The sequence below is a fragment of the Adhaeribacter radiodurans genome (genome assembly GCF_014075995.1).
Classification (GTDB): Bacteria; Bacteroidota; Bacteroidia; order Cytophagales; family Hymenobacteraceae; genus Adhaeribacter; species Adhaeribacter radiodurans.
This window is the reverse complement of record NZ_CP055153.1, coordinates 4,781,792-4,797,825: the sequence shown is the minus strand read 5'-3', so window position 1 is coordinate 4,797,825 and position 16,034 is coordinate 4,781,792. Positions and strand designations below refer to the sequence as shown.

At 41.8% G+C, this 16,034-nt stretch carries 13 protein-coding genes; 7 read left to right on the top strand and 6 right to left on the bottom strand.

Features of this window, described 5'->3' with window-relative positions:
- Positions 1 to 5: 5 nt before the first annotated feature.
- From HUW48_RS19090 to HUW48_RS19080, 3 genes are all read right to left on the bottom strand, one after another.
- Positions 6 to 779 carry a HEAT repeat domain-containing protein gene (locus HUW48_RS19090; protein WP_182412460.1) on the bottom strand — a complete coding sequence of 258 codons (774 nt, stop codon included), beginning with the start codon at positions 777 to 779 and terminating at the stop codon, positions 6 to 8.
- On the bottom strand, positions 766 to 1,278 hold the full coding sequence (locus HUW48_RS19085; protein ID WP_182412459.1) for an RNA polymerase sigma factor: 513 nt from the start codon (positions 1,276 to 1,278) through the stop codon (positions 766 to 768). The genes HUW48_RS19090 and HUW48_RS19085 overlap by 14 nt, the downstream gene beginning before the upstream one ends.
- A gap of 284 nt (positions 1,279 to 1,562) precedes the next feature.
- Positions 1,563 to 3,449, bottom strand: a complete 1,887-nt coding sequence (locus HUW48_RS19080) for a BamA/TamA family outer membrane protein (protein ID WP_182412458.1) — start codon at positions 3,447 to 3,449, stop codon at positions 1,563 to 1,565.
- Positions 3,450 to 3,692: 243 nt separating this feature from the next.
- Between HUW48_RS19080 and HUW48_RS19075 the strand changes: the two genes are divergently transcribed.
- The 5 genes from HUW48_RS19075 to HUW48_RS19055 all read left to right on the top strand — a co-directional run bounded on the left by HUW48_RS19075 (position 3,693) and on the right by HUW48_RS19055 (position 8,403).
- Complete coding sequence (locus tag HUW48_RS19075) at positions 3,693 to 4,958, top strand: putative DNA modification/repair radical SAM protein (RefSeq protein ID WP_182412457.1); 1,266 nt, start codon at positions 3,693 to 3,695, stop codon at positions 4,956 to 4,958.
- A 70-nt stretch (positions 4,959 to 5,028) separates the two neighbouring features.
- On the top strand, positions 5,029 to 5,217 hold the full coding sequence (locus HUW48_RS19070; protein WP_182412456.1) for a hypothetical protein: 189 nt from the start codon (positions 5,029 to 5,031) through the stop codon (positions 5,215 to 5,217).
- Positions 5,218 to 5,255: 38 nt separating this feature from the next.
- A complete protein-coding gene (locus HUW48_RS19065) occupies positions 5,256 to 6,047 on the top strand; it encodes a TIGR03915 family putative DNA repair protein (RefSeq protein WP_182412455.1) in 792 nt (263 codons plus the stop codon).
- Between the two features lie 347 nt (positions 6,048 to 6,394).
- A complete protein-coding gene (locus tag HUW48_RS19060) occupies positions 6,395 to 7,075 on the top strand; it encodes a GNAT family protein (protein ID WP_182412454.1) in 681 nt (226 codons plus the stop codon).
- Between the two features lie 248 nt (positions 7,076 to 7,323).
- Complete coding sequence (locus tag HUW48_RS19055; protein WP_182412453.1) at positions 7,324 to 8,403, top strand: aminotransferase class I/II-fold pyridoxal phosphate-dependent enzyme; 1,080 nt, start codon at positions 7,324 to 7,326, stop codon at positions 8,401 to 8,403.
- Positions 8,404 to 8,425: 22 nt separating this feature from the next.
- Here the strand turns inward: HUW48_RS19055 and HUW48_RS19050 are convergent, their stop codons facing one another.
- Positions 8,426 to 9,835 (bottom strand): D-alanyl-D-alanine carboxypeptidase/D-alanyl-D-alanine-endopeptidase, encoded by a 1,410-nt coding sequence (locus tag HUW48_RS19050; protein WP_182412452.1) that lies wholly within the window; start codon positions 9,833 to 9,835, stop codon positions 8,426 to 8,428.
- A gap of 225 nt (positions 9,836 to 10,060) precedes the next feature.
- Between HUW48_RS19050 and HUW48_RS19045 the strand changes: the two genes are divergently transcribed.
- Positions 10,061 to 11,293, top strand: coding sequence for a nucleoside recognition domain-containing protein (locus tag HUW48_RS19045; protein WP_182412451.1), 1,233 nt, complete (start codon positions 10,061 to 10,063; stop codon positions 11,291 to 11,293).
- Between the two features lie 586 nt (positions 11,294 to 11,879).
- Positions 11,880 to 12,455, top strand: a complete 576-nt coding sequence (gene pnuC, locus HUW48_RS19040) for a nicotinamide riboside transporter PnuC (RefSeq protein ID WP_182412450.1) — start codon at positions 11,880 to 11,882, stop codon at positions 12,453 to 12,455.
- Here pnuC and HUW48_RS19035 read toward each other — a convergent pair whose 3' ends face one another.
- Together HUW48_RS19035 and HUW48_RS19030 are read right to left on the bottom strand one after the other, a co-directional pair.
- Entirely contained in the window at positions 12,456 to 13,124 is a 669-nt protein-coding gene (locus HUW48_RS19035) for an ABC transporter ATP-binding protein (RefSeq protein ID WP_182412449.1), read from the bottom strand.
- Between the two features lie 782 nt (positions 13,125 to 13,906).
- The gene (locus tag HUW48_RS19030; RefSeq protein ID WP_182412448.1) at positions 13,907 to 15,994 is read right to left on the bottom strand and encodes a VWA domain-containing protein; all 2,088 of its coding nucleotides are present in this window, start codon (positions 15,992 to 15,994) and stop codon (positions 13,907 to 13,909) included.
- Positions 15,995 to 16,034: the final 40 nt, after the last annotated feature.

Genomic DNA, 16,034 nt, shown 5'->3' with positions numbered 1-16,034 from the left:
TTATATTAAATCAGAATGCCAATGGCTTGTTGGGCTTTCAATTTTATGGTAGGCTGTAAATTTTGTCTCTGAGATAATTTTTTAACCTGATCTACTGCTTGCTTTTCTTTTAAGGCTACCAGAATATCAATGAGCATGGCCTGAACGTTAGGATCGGTTTGGATTTGTAAAGATTGGATATACGCTTCGCGCACCATGGGTAAGTGCCGGTATTGAAACAAAGACTCGCAGGCTGCTAAACGCACATTTACGTTCGGGTCAAAGTTCATGGCGTTAATTAAAACCTGGGCTACTTCTTTATCAGCGGGAGTATTTTTTACGCCTTCTTTTACTACCTGAATTCTTTCGGCGGCAGTAACAGATTGCAATGCATGCGGCGACAACACTTTTTTAAATTCCTGTAAATCCTTCCGGAGGGCCGCTACTTCGGGGTTGGGGGTAGCGGTGGCAAATGGATTACGGGTACCAAACCAAAAGCCAAGGGTTACTAATAGTACGCTGGCCGCTATTTGCATTAAAAATTTGATAGAGTCGCGGCCCAGGAAGAACTGTCGCCCATTGGGTTCTTCCATTTTCGCAAACAGCCATTCGTCGTGCGAGTAGCCGGTAAGTTTTACGTTTCGTTGCGTTTCCATAAATTTAAACTGTTCCTGAGCCGGCTTTAGATTAGCAGGTACTTCGGTTTGGTTAAAATAAGCACGTAAGTAATTTTCTTCTTCCAGGGTGGTTTCCGCGTCGTAGTAGCGCTCCAACAATACTTCTATATTATCCCACTTCATACTTCTCAATTTTTAAATAACGTTCGCGTACCAGTTTGCGGGCTCTGGATAAGGTAACCCGAATGGTGTTCATGGGTAATTGGGTAATCTGTTCTATTTCTTCGAAGGAATAACCTTCCACGTCCCGTAAATGCAGAATCAGTTTTTGTTGTTCCGGTAGTTGGTCCACTAACCGGCGCATTACCTCAGCACTATTGCTTAGCTCGTAACTTTGCTGAGGCGTAGTATAACCCGATTCCAATTCCATTTCCGTTATATCTGCCAGATGCTTAGGAGTTTTTACTTTTAATTTATCTAAGCACAAATTTTTAGTTACTGTCATGGCAAACGCTTCAACACTATTGCAGGCCTCCAGTTTGTGCTGGTTCGTCCAGAGTTTCAGAAAAACTTCCTGCAGGGCATCTTCGGCTTCTTCGTGGTGGCGCAACATGGTTTTAGCCAACCGAAAGAGCTTGTCCTTTGCGGGTAAAACTTTCTGCTTAAACGTTTGTAAGTCCATTCAAAAACAAAGACGACAATTGGGGAGAAACATTACAAAGGTTTTAGAAAAATTTTGAATAAATGAATTTTAAATGAGCGGATGAGTGAAGGTGTGAGTTGTAGGTATGATTTAGTAAATTTTTAATCAAAGAATGAGCAAGTGATTTAGTAAATTTTGAATAGACTAACCGATGACTTTGAAATGAGTGAAAAATCTATTCTTCCGTACTTAGAGTAGTATTTATTCTTAATCATCTTTTCCTAAACATCCACTCCTTTACACATTCAAAATTTGGCAGTTACTTACCGGTAAATACCATCGCCAAAAACTGCGGTAATAGGGCGGGAGTAGGTAAAATCGTTGAATTCGTAATAAGGCCGGGTAGAAGGGTAGGTTTTAAAAGAAGTAGGTCCCTGGGGATAAAAGCCTAACGAAATTTGAATAGTATTAAAAGTGGTGTATTCATTTAAAAAACGGAAGCCAATACCGTAGCCTTGTAAAGGCGTGTTGCGGAAAGGATTGCTGCTGTTGCCGGTGGAAAGCCAGGCAATATCAGCAAAAGCAACAATAGCAAACCGGAAACCAACAAACGATAAAGGCGTGTAAAGGTTATTCTCGTAATTAAGCACGAACTTACGGGTGCCCCGTTCCGGTGAGTTGAAACCACGTACTCCTTCGTATTTATTTATGTTTAATACGTTTTCGCCGTATTTACGGTTAAGCCCGTACGACGTACGGTTCCAAACAAAATGGCGCATGCGCCAGGTATTTATATTATATAACCTGGTGAAATATAAAATTTCGGTGGCCAGCTCGCCTTGTTCCCACTTTTTATCCCGAATAAAGGTATTAAACTCAGAGGTGAAATTTAAATAACCAAAGTTACGCTGGTATTTGCCAAAACCGGCTTTTATATCTATGTAGCGCCGGTTATAATTATTGCCGTGCTCCAACCCATAGGTAAGAGCCAGTAGGTTACCGGCCGGAATATCTTCTGTACGGCCAAAGCCAAACAAATAACGGTCTTTATAATATTTCCGGTACGTATAGCCAATGCCCGCCAGGTAAAAAGTATTGCTTTGGTATTCGTCGGTTGGGGGAGTAGGATAGCGGGTAATAATAACCCGTCCCGAGGTAATAATTCGGCCCCGGTTTTCCTGGCCTAAATTATACGATTTAAAGCGGAACGACTTGCTTAACCAATAATCCTGCGTGGAAAAAGAGATATTTTGCCTTTGCCCCGTTGAGTCCGTAAGCCGGACGTAAGTAGGCAAGGTGTACCAGTTTAATGCAATGGCACCAGCGTACTTGGTGTTAATAGCAAAGAAATCGCGCTGCAGGCTGGCTCCTTTTTGTTTATAATTTACTTCGTCGCGGTAGATTAATTCGCTGCTGATGAAAGTCTTGTAAATATTTTCTACCCGGTAGCTCCCCGTGTACTCGTACGATTGCTGAATAGAGTCGAGGCCGAAGCGGTACGAATTGCGAATCTGGTGACCACTACCCATAAAGTTAATATCGCGGAGCACAATCCGGCCCGAACTTTTTCCGGCACTGTAAGAACCACCCGCACTTATCGAAAAAACGTCTTTGGTAATTACTACTATATCCACGCTATCGGCCGTGGAAGTTTTCTCGTTAACGGTTACCCGGGCATCTAAAATGTAATCGGTTTGGCGCAGCAAACGCTCCGATTCGGTTAAGTCTAAAGGTTCGAGCGGTTCGCCGGGCTTAAATAATAATTTATTGCGAATGCGCCCCTGATGGGTTTTTACATGGAGCGAATTACCGGCTTTTTCCAGGAAGTTAGCGGGCAACCGGGTGGTATCGTTAATAGAATAGCCAAAGGCATCTAAACTTTTAATATAAATGCGCCGCACAATTTTGTAATGGTGCTGCGGAAATTGGTAGTTTAAAATTTGTGGATTTACGGCAGCAGGCTCAGGTTTGCGATCAAACCGGAAAACCGCTTTTATCAAGCGGCCTACTATAGTTTTACGCTTCGAATACGCCTTTAAATCTTTAATAATTTTATCGGAATCCAATACCCGATGAGTCGTATCGGCTGCATTTTTCTGCAAAGAATCAGGAATAGGCGTGGTTTGCTGGGCATATCCAGATGCCGTAACTAAAACTAGTACCAGAAATAGTAGAGCGAACCGCTTTAAAATATATACTATCAATACCATAAAGGTATACAATCACTTCTTAAATCCTCCAACAGATAACTGTTTAAGAACGCTTGTGTTTAAATTACTACTAATAAAATTATAACCCTAATGTAAACTAGTAAGCTGCAAAAATATTGCCTGCCTTATAGCTCCTACTTAAGAATTAAAATCTACCTTTTTGCTAAAAATTAAAACTTATTACTAAATATATTAGTTTAAATATGGATTAATGTGTACTTTAGACCCGAGCAAAACACTAAAATGAACGACAAAATTAATAATAAGCTAAAAATATTAGCAGATGCCGCGAAATATGATGTTTCTTGTTCATCCAGCGGAGGCAAGCGGAAAAATCTTAACAAAGGTTTAGGCAATGCCGAAGGAATGGGGATTTGCCATTCGTATACCGAGGACGGCCGCTGCGTTTCGTTACTAAAAATATTGCTTACTAACTACTGCATTTTTGATTGTGCCTACTGTGTAACCCGGCGCAGCAATGATATTCAGCGGGCTGCTTTTACCATCGACGAAGTTGTTAATCTTACCCTGAATTTTTACCGACGCAATTACATCGAAGGGTTATTTCTGAGTTCAGGTATTTTTAAGGATTCGGATTACACCATGGAACGTCTGATACGCATTGCGAAAAAGCTGCGCCAGGAACATAAATTTAACGGTTACATTCACCTGAAAACAATTCCCGGAGCCAGCGAAGACTTAATTAAAGAAGCAGGCCTTTACGCCGACCGGCTCAGCGTAAACATTGAGTTACCTACCGAACTAAGCTTGCAAAAGCTGGCTCCGGAAAAAAATTACGCTCAGATTATTAAACCCATGTCAGCGATTAGCCAGGAACTTATCGCCAGCAAAGAAGAACAAAAATTATTTAAGCATGCTACTGCTTTTGCTCCGGCGGGCCAGAGTACGCAGTTAATTGTAGGAGCCTCCGCCGAAAACGACAAGCAGATTTTGCACCTGGCGAATCAATTATACGGGCAATACCACTTAAAGCGGGTGTATTATTCGGGTTACGTGCCGGTTAGCAGCGACAGCCGGTTGGTGGGTATTCAGGTGCCACCGCTTATGCGCGAAAACCGCATTTACCAGGCCGATTGGCTCATGCGGTTTTATGGTTTTCAGGTGCAGGAAATTGTATCGGATTTCACTCCCAACTTAGACTTAGAAATTGACCCGAAACTAGCCTGGGCGTTGCGCAATATGCATTTCTTTCCGGTAGAAATAAATTCGGCCGATTACGAAATGATTTTACGCGTGCCGGGTATTGGGGTGAAATCGGCTAAAAAAATTGTAATGGCGCGTCGTTTTGCCGCCCTTACGGCCGATCATTTATTAAAAATTGGCGTGACTATGAAGCGAGCCCGCTACTTTATTACCTGCAGCGGTAAAAGCCCGGTAGCTAAAACATATACCGAAGAAAGTATTCGCCGGCGAATACTTTTCGGAGAAGGTTCGGTGCGGAACAGCTTGATTAAGCAGCAATTAAGTTTGTTCGGGACAGCCAGCTAGTACTTATTTTATTGTGTCCGGCATAAGAATCTATTGAATTAACTGAACGAGTCCATAAAAATTTACTATTATGAAATCCATTCAAAATTCTTCTAATTCGAAAGTTAGCTCTAAAGTAGCCCCCGTTTCTTGTCACTGCAAACTTAGTTTATTAGTGGTGCACCTGCAGTATTTAAACGAACGCCAACAAAACCGCTCGGTAAATAAACGCCTGACGCCAGTAAGCGAAGACCGCAGTTTATTTTACCAATACCTTTAAGCGAGCCATTTATTTACATTTTTCCGCTGCTATCATCCATGCCCCTATATCATTACTCCTACGACGGAACGTTCGAAGGTTTGCTGAGTGTAATTTTTGAAGTATACGAGCGCAAAGCCTGGCCTGGTAAGATTATGAACGAACAGCAGGTGCAGCCTAGTTTATTTGTTACCCACATTCCGGTAATTACCAATGAGGAAAAAGCCGAACGGGTGTGGCAGGGTTTGCTCCGGAAAATATCGGCAAATGCGGGTGTGCAGTTATACAAAGTTTTTCTATCCGAACTACCAGATATGGAAATGGTTATTTACCAATACATAAAACTGGCATTTGATAGTTTAGTAAATATAGAAGAAAATTTTGCGGCTGATTGCGTTCGCGTAGTGGCGCAAATTAACAAGCAAATATTTCGGGAAGCTCACCGCATGGAAGCCTTTGTCCGTTTTCAGAAAACCGGGGATAATTTGTTTTACGCGGGCATTGAACCAGATTTTAACGTAATACCTTTACTTCAAAAACATTTTGCGCAAAGGTACGCCGACCAGCGTTGGCTGATTTACGACCTGAAACGCCGTTACGGCATTTATTATAATCTGGATCGGGTAGAGTATGTACAATTAGAGCAAATGCCAATTAACCGGAGCGGCCAACTAAACACTGCTTTGTTAGACGAGGATGAAACTGCTTATCAGGAATTATGGCAGACGTATTTTAACAGCGTCAACATTCCGGAAAGAAAAAATAAAAAGCTGCACCTCCGGCATATACCCGTGCGCTATTGGAAGTATTTGGCAGAAAAGCAACCGGTCTATTCTAAAAATAAAGCTTAAAATAATTTTCTAAACCAGTAAAAATTTTATAACGCTTTGCTCAATTGCTTTAGCTTAAAAAGGTTAGTTACACGGGTTTAAAGTAAACTGGTTAATAATGAAAAGATTAAAACAAAATATTTAATTTTTAAGTATTTAAATAAGTTCTGTGCCAGGTTATATTTGCCTGCAAAATCGCTCTTTCTCTTTTATTGGTTGTTAAGTATTTTTAAATTTTTAGTACGAATAGATTTTTTACGTGCAACTATTGGACCTTTGTAAGTGTCCAGTAATAGATTAAATGCTAGTAGAATTTCTATTTTAAATTTTCCGACCCGATTTTTTTGCCTACTTACCAACCAACTTTTATGTTTAAGAATTTTAATAAAGTACCGGAACAACCTGTTTGTTTTGAGTGTATTTCAGATTCTCGGATATTACGTGCTGATAGTGCCTGGTGGAACCTATACTACGATACTTTTCCCCCGGAAGAACAGGAACCCCTACAAGCTATTTTAGACAGCCTGGATCAGGGCGTTGGTTTAGCTTTCCGCGTTTCTACTAAAGAAAAAACCATTGGCCTGGCTACCGTCCATTTACTTACTAGTCCTTCGGCAGTATTTTTAGTTTACCTGGCTATTGACCCGGAGCAACGCAGCAGACAAATTGGCTCGCACTTTTTCGATTACATTTACCAGACGGGAGCCGCTAAACTAAAGGAAAAAGGTTACCGTTCGGTTGGTTTTGTTTGGGAAATAACCGCTCAAAACGGCGAAAACACCAACGAAGCAAAAACTTTATTGAGAAAAATAAACTTTTTTGAGCAAAACGGCGGCGCGGTACTGCCTTATAAGTATTTTCAACCGCCCATTAATGGCGATGTAGCTGTTCCTATGCACGTTATGTTCCGCCCCGGCGACGAAGGAGTAACCTCAGAAGCTATTAATCCCGCTGCTCTTATTCAAGCCATTTACTACGAAAAATACGCGGCAATTAATTATATTAATCCAGAGCTGATTGAAGAGTTGTTGGGGGTAATTTCGGCTTAAGTAGTTATTTATTGTTTGCGTATTAGTAAGTAAAACTTAAAAATTTAGTGTTTTAGTAAAAAATATTCTAAGCTAATCTCATAAAAATACTTACTACCTTTAATTATAACGGGTAAAGCAGAAGCCTGGAAAGCTCTGATTCGTATTCCTGATTGCCATAAATTTTATGGCGGTAAAATCGCAATAGTTGCATTTACCAAAAAAACGGTTAGTTTCAAACCTCCAGATTTACTACTTGCATTTTTCTTTTGGAAACGCCGTTACTTACTTCCCAATTGCCTGGTCGTACCCTGGTTACTGAAACGGCCACCTATTTGTATTGTAGCGGTACTTCTTATCTGGGAATGGCTCGTAACGAAGAATTTCAGGCTATTTTACAAGCGTGTTTTGCCACGTACGGCACCAATTATTCGAGTTCCCGACTATCAAATGTACAATTAAAAATTTTTTCCGAAACCGAAGCGTATTTAAGTACCTGGACCGGCGCTGAAGCAGCCTTAGTCGTTTCGTCGGGTTTAATAGCAGGACAATTAATAGTAAAAACTTTTGCCGATACTGGCACTTTTATTTACGGCCCACGAACGCACCCGGCTTTATGGCGCACCCCTATCGATTGCTACCAAGGCGATTATACTAATTGGGCGAAGGAAGTACCCGAAAAAGTACGAACTGCTACCAGTAAAGAAGTAGTTATTCTTACTAATTCTTTAGATGCTTTATGGGTTCAGACTTATTCATTTGATTGGATTACAAAGCTCCCAGGAGATAAGAAAATTACCATTATTATAGACGATTCGCACGGCTTTGGCTTAACCGGGAAAAACGGAGCCGGGGTATATACGCAATTGCCAGAACTGCCCGCTCATGTGCAGGTGGCAGTAATTAGTTCTTTCGGGAAAGCTTTGGGCATTCCGGGTGGGGTAATTTTAGGTAATGTTTCTCTGATAGAAAATCTGAAAAAGTCCGCATTTTTTGGGGGAGGTTCACCGCCTGTACCAGCTTACTTAGCCGCTTTTCTACAAGCCGAGAATATATACCAACAAGCCCGGGAAAAATTGCAGGAGAACATTACCCAATTTACTAATAATGTACAACAACCCGCTCTATTTCAGTCGTTCACTCGTTATCCTGTTTTCTATACCCGCCAAAATAGTTTGTATGCCTGGTTGTTAGAGCAACAAATCTTAATCTCTCATTTCGCTTATCCAACCCCCGCCGATCCGCCTATTACCCGTATCATACTAAACAGTTTGCACACTAAAGCGGATATAGAAGTGCTTACCCACCAGGTGAATGCTTTTTGTGCTTCTGCCAATATCTCTTATTAAACATATTTACTGATTCTTTAACTTAAAAATTCAGGTGGATGGCCGTAACTAAGCGTTCCATTTCCTGACGTATTTCGGCTGTAGGTTTCGTAAAATTATTGTTCATGAAGGCGAAGATGTAGGTTTTGCCGCTTTTAGTAATAATAAAACCACTTTGGCTGTAATTATTACTTAGCGAACCTGTTTTACCAAATACAAAAGGAACATCGGCTTTATAATTGTCTTTGAGGGTTCCACTTTTACCTCCTACCGGCAACAAAGAAAATAAGCGATTACGGGGAACTTCCTGGTAAATCTTTTGCCAAACGACCACCAGGTCGCGCGGCGTAATTAAGTTAAACCTCGACAAACCGGAACCATCTACCCAATTAGGTAAATCGGGTAAATCGGAGAGATACGATTTCTTTACGTGGTTAATAATTAAAGTAGTATTGAGGGAATCGAAGACGGTAGCGGCGCACAGCAATAATAAATGCTCGGCAAACATATTGTCGCTTTCTACCATCATGCGCTTATACAAAGAATCAACCGGATTCGCGTAAAAAGTTTGGGTTGGCCGAAGCATACGTTTTTTTACCAGTTTCACGGGGCGCTGGAGTGTATCGCTCAGTAGTTTAATAGTAAGCTCCGGCGTTTGCTTAAAGGGAACATCTACCTCAAATTTTTTTTTAATGTTTTTCGGGTAAAAGGTAAATTTATTCGTGTCGTATTCCCGCCCTACCAGCTTGTTAGAGGCATTAAAATTTAAATCAGTTTTTACCTGCGCTTTAAAATACCGCGGATTTACCAAGGCTTTGGTTGTGCCTGGCTTACCGGTAAACCGGACAATGTTGCCGTAGACCGGTAGCGGAGAACGTTCGGTGGAGTAATAATCATTGTAATCATCCCAGGCCCAACCAGGTCCGAGGGGAATAGTGGCAAAATTTGAAGCGGAGAAAAATAATTTTTCGGGCCGGTTTTTCAAAAATTGCCAGGCTCGCTGATTTAGTAAATCCGGATGCAGCAAAGTAGGGTCACCAGTGCCCCAGAAAACCAACGAATCGTGCTGAATGGTATACCGGAAAGCCGGAATAGAATCCTTTAATATTTTAAGGCCCGCGTAAAAAGTTAAAATTTTAGTGTTAGAGGCCGGGGTAAAATACTTGTCGGCGTTATGCGCTATTACCATTTTACTGGAATCTAGATCGTACAAGGCAAAACCGGTAAAGTTTTGGGCAAATACCGGCGATTGTTCTAATTGCGTTTGTAGCTGTTTATAAGTAAATTTTGGTGGTAAAGCCGCAGTTGTTGGTGTTGGGGTAGGAGTAGTTGTTGGTTTTGATGTTTGACAAGAACAGGCCAGAAAATAAAGTAAAAAAATACAATTTAAGGTTAATGGCTGGTAATAGAATTTACTAAATGGATTCTTGAATGGAGGTAAACGTAAGATCATTCTCGTATTTTAAGGTGTATTTTAAGAATAGCTAGCGGCACTAGCTAATTACAGTATCTGCAATTAGCTGAAAAAAAGACAAAGCTTCTCTCGTTTTAATTTTTTTACTTTAGTACTCTGCCTAACAAATCACCCTTATACAAACTTTTACTATTGTAAGTAAGATGTAAAGCATAAGATGTATATTGGCTCGTATTCTGTAAGTCTGACCGGATTGCCTGCTTTATGGTTTTAAATTACCTTTGGATTGCTTTTTTCCTGATTGCATTTGCTATTGCCCTCTTTAAATTAATTTTTTTCCAGGATACCGAGATTTTTGCCGCCTTAGTAACCAGTATGTTCGACATGGCAAAAACGGGCTTCGAGATTTCTTTGGGATTAACTGGAGTAATGACCTTGTTTTTAGGTTTAATGAAGATAGGCGAAAATGCAGGTATTATCTCGGTATTTGCCCGTTTAGTTGGGCCTTTCTTTAACCGCTTGTTTCCGGAATTACCTAAAAACCATCCGGTATTTGGTTCTATTCTCATGAATTTTTCCGCCACTATGCTCGGGTTAGATAATGCCGCCACGCCCATGGGCTTAAAAGCTATGAAAGAATTACAGGAATTAAATCCCGTGAAAGATACGGCCAGCAATCCGCAGATTATGTTTCTGGTTTTAAATACGGCCGGTCTCACCATTATTCCCATTAGCGTTATGGTATTCCGGGCGCAAATGGGCGCGAAAGACCCCTCGGATATTTTTTTGCCGGCGCTAATTACTACTTTTCTAGGGGCCTTGGTTGGGTTAATAATAGTAGCAATTTACCAACGCATTAATTTGTTAGACCGGGTGATTTTCGCTTATCTGGGTACTATTAGCATTCTTTTAGGCGGCCTGATTTATTACTTCTCTACTATTTCGCAGGAACAAATTTCCGTTATTTCCCGGGTAGCCAGTAATTTTATTTTGTTCAGCATTTTTGTAGCATTTATTGGATTAGCCCTGATTAAAAGAATTAACGTGTACGATGCCTTTATTGAAGGCGCGAAAGAAGGTTTTCAGGTAGCCATTAGTATTATTCCTTACCTGGTAGCTATTTTGGTAGCCATTGGCGTTTTTCGGGCCTCGGGCGCTCTGGAAATGCTGGTGAGCGCCATTGCCTGGGTTTTTGCGCAGTTAGGTTTTAATACTGAATTTGTACCGGCTTTACCCGTCGCTTTCATGAAACCATTAAGCGGTAGCGGGGCTCGGGGTCTGATGCTGGACGTAATGAAAACCTACGGAGCTGATTCGTTTGTAGGGCGAGTGGCTTGTACCATTCAGGGTGGTACCGAAACCACTTTTTATATTCTGGCCGTTTACTTTGGGTCGGTAGGTATTCGCAAAACCCGTTATGCTGCTACTTGCGGGCTAATTGCCGATTTAGCCGGGGTAATTATAGCTATTTTAATGAGTTATTTATTTTTCCATTAACCCGTATTTACAGCAAAGATGCCCGTTATTTATTTGCAAACTTTCATTCGGCCGTCTTAAGAAGTATGTTTTGATTTATCCCGCAGCATCGATTTGCATATAATTTCCACAAAACAAATCGGTGAAAATGCCATTGCTGGTCGAACCAGTGGCCATTAAGCTCTAAAAATGTCATTGCTGGCGCGAGCGTCTTCGCTCGTGTCTACTATTTGGGAGGCCTCTGGCCGGGCAAACCGATGAACTTCAGAACATAGTAATATAAGTATTGCTAGCGGCCAGAGGCCGGACGAGGAGCAACACGAGCGAAGACGCTCGCTTTATTCAAGGTTATACTTCTTTTCAACAACAAATTGCCGCCCAAGAAAGACTTTTATACCTGAAGAACATTGACCGGAAAGCTGGAACCAACTTAAAGGAATACTTGGTAAGCAGGCTGATTTACTTTACCAGAAAAAATTAAAACGTAGGTTTTAGTAAATCGCAGAAACAAGTGCCTTAAATTTTTTAATATTGGTTCGAAAACAGGCGCGCAATAAAGAATCCCGGCGTTTAAGCAATCTGAATAATTGATTTGGTTTTTAAATAAATGACACTTTACGAAATTATAGGTACCGTAACTGGTGTGGCCGGAGTATGGTTGGCCGCTCGCGAAAACATCTGGACGTGGCCCGTTGGAATGGTAAGTACCCTAATGTTGATTTATGTTTGCTTCGATGCCCGCTTATACGCCGATGTTGGTTTAAATATTTTTTATTTTATTACGAGTGCCTACGGTTGGTATGCCTGGCTGCACCCGGACCCGGATAGCGTACAAACGGAAATACCGGTAACCCGTACCCAGCCGTTGCAATGGCTCTGGCTAAGTGTTTTTTCGGTGGTATTTACCTTAGGATTGGGCTTTTTTCTAACGCATTTTACCAATGCCGACTTATCTTATACCGATTCGGCCACTACCGGGGTGAGTCTGGCAGCTTATTGGATGATGGCCCGTAAAAAACTTGAGAACTGGCTTGTGTGGCTAGTCGTGGACTCCGCGTATGTAGGTATTTACCTGTACAAAGAACTTTATATGCTGGCCGGCCTTTACTTTGTCTTCTTAATTCTGGCGACCGATGGTTATATAAAATGGCGGCGGGCCATTCGGGTGACCCAGCCCGCCTGATTATTCGCTTCTTTCAATTTTGCCATCAAGCAAATGTAAGGTGCGGGTACCGTACGTGGCGTTTTTCTCGGAGTGGGTAACCTGAATAATGGTGGTGCCATCCTGATTTAACCGTTGAAAAAGGTCCATAATTTCTTCGCCTTGCCGGGAGTTTAAATTACCGGTAGGTTCATCGGCTAAAATTAACTTAGGCGAACCCACTACGGCTCGGGCAATGCCTACCAACTGCTGCTGTCCACCGGATAATTGGTGCGGAAACAAATCTTTTTTACCTACAATCTGAAAGCGATCCAGAATGTCAGCCACCAACGATTTGCGTTCGGATGATTTCATGTTCTTGTAGAGCAGCGGAGTTTCAATGTTTTCGTACACGGTGAGTTCATCAATTAAATGATAACTCTGGAAAACAAACCCTATAAAATTTTTATGCAGCTCACTTTTCTCAGAATCTTTTATTTTATGAACCGGCCGGTCCAGGAAGTAATATTCACCGTCGGAAGGTTGTTCCAGCAAACCAATAATATTAAGCAGCGTAGATTTGCCCGAACCAGATGGTCCCATAATGGAAATGAATTCGCCTTCTTGTACTTCTAAATTAATGTGGCGAAGCACGTAAGCCCGCGAAAAACCGGAAGAGTAATATTTTTCAATGTTTCGTAACGAAATCATAACTGGTGTGAATTTTAGCAGCCCTTAAGGTACAGATATTTTCGAAAAGTAATAGTACCAAAATTGTAACAAAAAGCTATGATATATTTTGCTTGCTAGTAAGCGTTTTCTGGGCGCCTTTTTAAGTCTCCAGGCGGCGGTGCTAACTTGTTTGATATTTCAAGTTTGCCTCGTGGCCAGCGGGCCTCGTTTGGCTGTGGAGGGCGGTTTAGCGAACCTTGGCTCACTGCGTTGCGCCATGCTGCTGCGCAGCACCGGAACGCTAAAAGGCCCTCCACAGCCAAACTGGTAATTGTTGCTTGTAGCTCCGGCTATTACTACTACTTATTAACTCCTCCAGTTATTTTATAAAGTTCTGCAAGCTCCCCTTTTATTTTAGGAGGGGCAGGGGTGGTAAAAAATAGTAACTTAATTTAACTCATCAGCTGTAGAAAATTAGTAATCACTACATTGTTAATTGGAAAAGTCTGTAAAAACAAGAAAGACTTTGGCTACTCGCGACTAACACCAGTTTGGCTGTGGAGCACCTGCTAGGCTTCCGGTGCCGCAGGCATTCCGCCGACGGAGTCGAGGAAAGGAAGGCTAGCGAGGGCGGAAGAGCCAAACGAGGCCCGCCGGCCACGAGGCAAACTTAGGCCCTTGAACTGCATCAGCACCACAAAATGGAGGCTTGAAAAGGCTCCAAAGAACAACATCAAAGTCAGCCATAGCAAAACTTTTTACTTTTGGGTATAGTACCCAAACTTGCCAGGGTTCTTCGTTAAACTTGTAAATCTTTAAACTTAGATCGCGCCGTTGTATTTACGGATAAGCCACTCCACGCTAACCAAACCCAGAATAAGGAAGAATAGCCATTTCAGGTTAATTAATTCCTGAATGTTTTCGGAAGAATAAATAACGTTTTTGAAATCGGCTTCGAGAATATCTTTTTCTAACTGATCAATCTGATTAGCATAATATACCCGTGAATCGGTTTTTTGCGCGGCCTGGTGCAGTAAGTTTAAATTTGCCAGTGACGATACCGCTTCTAACTGAATGTCCTGCACTACAAACTCGCCTTTATCCCGGTAAAGACGGTTGTCTAATACGGCCGAGGCTTCGTACTTGTACACACCACCGGGCAAGTTGCCAATGTTTAAACCCGAAAACCCTTCGCCGTTTACAAAAGAAAAGGAGCGATTTTTATTTTTTTCGTCGGTTAAACGCAAAGTAACTTTTTGCCCGTAAATTTTTTCGTAAATAGAATTATACGTTTCTGCTTCAAACCGAATATCATCGTGCACCAGGTACTCGTCTTGCACTGGGTACACATTCAGTCGTTTTTTATCGGTGGCCGAAGTAAGTAACTGGGCAGTACTTACCATAATTTTATCGAACACATCGGGCTTTTCGTAATTAGCCGCTTCCGTGAGTCGCCATTGCCAGGAACCATCCGCAAGCAGGGTAGCCGAACGGGCTTCGCCGGAAACCTGGGCAATTAACAAGGGTCGCGATGTTTTTAATTTACCAATCTGCTGCGATAAGATAATTTCGGCATTTGGTGCCAGTTTTATATCGGCAAAGGGAGCCTCGGCCGGCGGGTATTTCGATAAGCGTTCCGGCGCCGAAGCATCTATCTTAAATTTAGTAAAACTTACGTTAAAAACGGGCACTACTTCGTCCACCTGGTTACTCTTACGGGTAATTTCCAGACCGGCATTTTGGCGGTTAAAGCTAGCCAGGTCGCTTTGCGCTCCAATAATGTAAAAGGCCGGTATTTTCTTTTGTTTAATCAGTGTTAAAACCTCATTGCCCGTTCCGAGTCGGGAAGGTAACTGGTGCAAAATAACTAAATCATATTTAGTGGAGGCATTCAAAGGAAAAACACCCGGAATAAAGAGCTCCGTTTCAAAGTTTTCGTTTGTTTCAATAGCGCTTTTTATAGCTTTAATATCGGGATGCGGCGTGGCAGCGGCCAGTAAAATTTTTAATTTTCCTTTTACAATATCGAGGTAAGCATGTTTCAGGTTGTTGATTTTCGTAAATTCTCCCGGCTTAGATTCGAGCAAAACTTCGTAGTGTTTTTTACCCGGTTGTACCGCCGTAACGGCAAATTCGACGCTGCTTATTGGTTTGTTAGTTAATTTAACTGTTTTCCGTTCCAGTATTTTATTGTTTTCGCGCAGCACTACCGTAGCAGTTTGCCCGGAGAAGCCCTGATTATTAATTTCAGCAATAATCGGGAAACGGTTGCCGCTGTAGGCTACTTTATTATAAGACAATGCCGGTATACTTAAATCCTTCTTCGGAATAGTATCGCCTACCGCTACCGGAAAAAGCCGAAAATTATAATCGGAGAATGCCGGTGATTTGCCTTGGTTAATAATGCCATCAGAAAGCAACACTACACCCGCCAGATTGCGGTTCTCGTATTCTTCTTGAACCCCGGCCAGCATTTGGTCGAGATTGGTGGCCGGCTGGTTAAAGTTAATGCTCTCCAGGTTGCCGCTGATTTTTGTTCCGCGATTTAAGGTCCGTACGGTTACCTGCAAATCTTTATCAGTTAGCGAAGCTTTTAATTTATCTAACCGGTCGAGGAGCGAGTTAAGTAAAGCCGGTTGAGTAAATAATTTTACCGATTCTGAATTATCAATGGCCAGTACCAAGGTTGGTTTTTGGGTGGTATTGGTAATAGCCCGCACGAATGGCCCCAACAGCAAAAAAGCCAGAAACGACACTACTAAAAAGCGGAGTGCTGCCAAAGTGTAATTAATGGATTTAGGCCAGGTTGCCGTTTTAGAATACAACAACCAGGCATAAGCTGCTCCCAAGGCCAGGCAAGCCACAATTAGCCAAGGGGAGTAGGTAAGAGAGAGCTTAAATTGATTCAAAATAGTTTGCTAGTTATCCGTTGTTCGTTACTTGTATCAA

Excerpts from the sequence above, each read along its gene's own strand:
- HUW48_RS19090 (WP_182412460.1), bottom strand. The coding sequence starts at position 779 with ATGAAGTGGGATAATATAGAAGTATTGTTGGAGCGCTACTACGACGCG.
- HUW48_RS19085 (WP_182412459.1), bottom strand. The coding sequence starts at position 1,278 with ATGGACTTACAAACGTTTAAGCAGAAAGTTTTACCCGCAAAGGACAAG.
- HUW48_RS19080 (WP_182412458.1), bottom strand. The coding sequence starts at position 3,449 with ATGGTATTGATAGTATATATTTTAAAGCGGTTCGCTCTACTATTTCTG.
- HUW48_RS19075 (WP_182412457.1), top strand. The coding sequence starts at position 3,693 with ATGAACGACAAAATTAATAATAAGCTAAAAATATTAGCAGATGCCGCG.
- HUW48_RS19070 (WP_182412456.1), top strand. The coding sequence starts at position 5,029 with ATGAAATCCATTCAAAATTCTTCTAATTCGAAAGTTAGCTCTAAAGTA.
- HUW48_RS19065 (WP_182412455.1), top strand. The coding sequence starts at position 5,256 with ATGCCCCTATATCATTACTCCTACGACGGAACGTTCGAAGGTTTGCTG.
- HUW48_RS19060 (WP_182412454.1), top strand. The coding sequence starts at position 6,395 with ATGTTTAAGAATTTTAATAAAGTACCGGAACAACCTGTTTGTTTTGAG.
- HUW48_RS19050 (WP_182412452.1), bottom strand. The coding sequence starts at position 9,835 with ATGATCTTACGTTTACCTCCATTCAAGAATCCATTTAGTAAATTCTAT.
- HUW48_RS19045 (WP_182412451.1), top strand. The coding sequence starts at position 10,061 with ATGGTTTTAAATTACCTTTGGATTGCTTTTTTCCTGATTGCATTTGCT.
- pnuC (WP_182412450.1), top strand. The coding sequence starts at position 11,880 with ATGACACTTTACGAAATTATAGGTACCGTAACTGGTGTGGCCGGAGTA.
- HUW48_RS19035 (WP_182412449.1), bottom strand. The coding sequence starts at position 13,124 with ATGATTTCGTTACGAAACATTGAAAAATATTACTCTTCCGGTTTTTCG.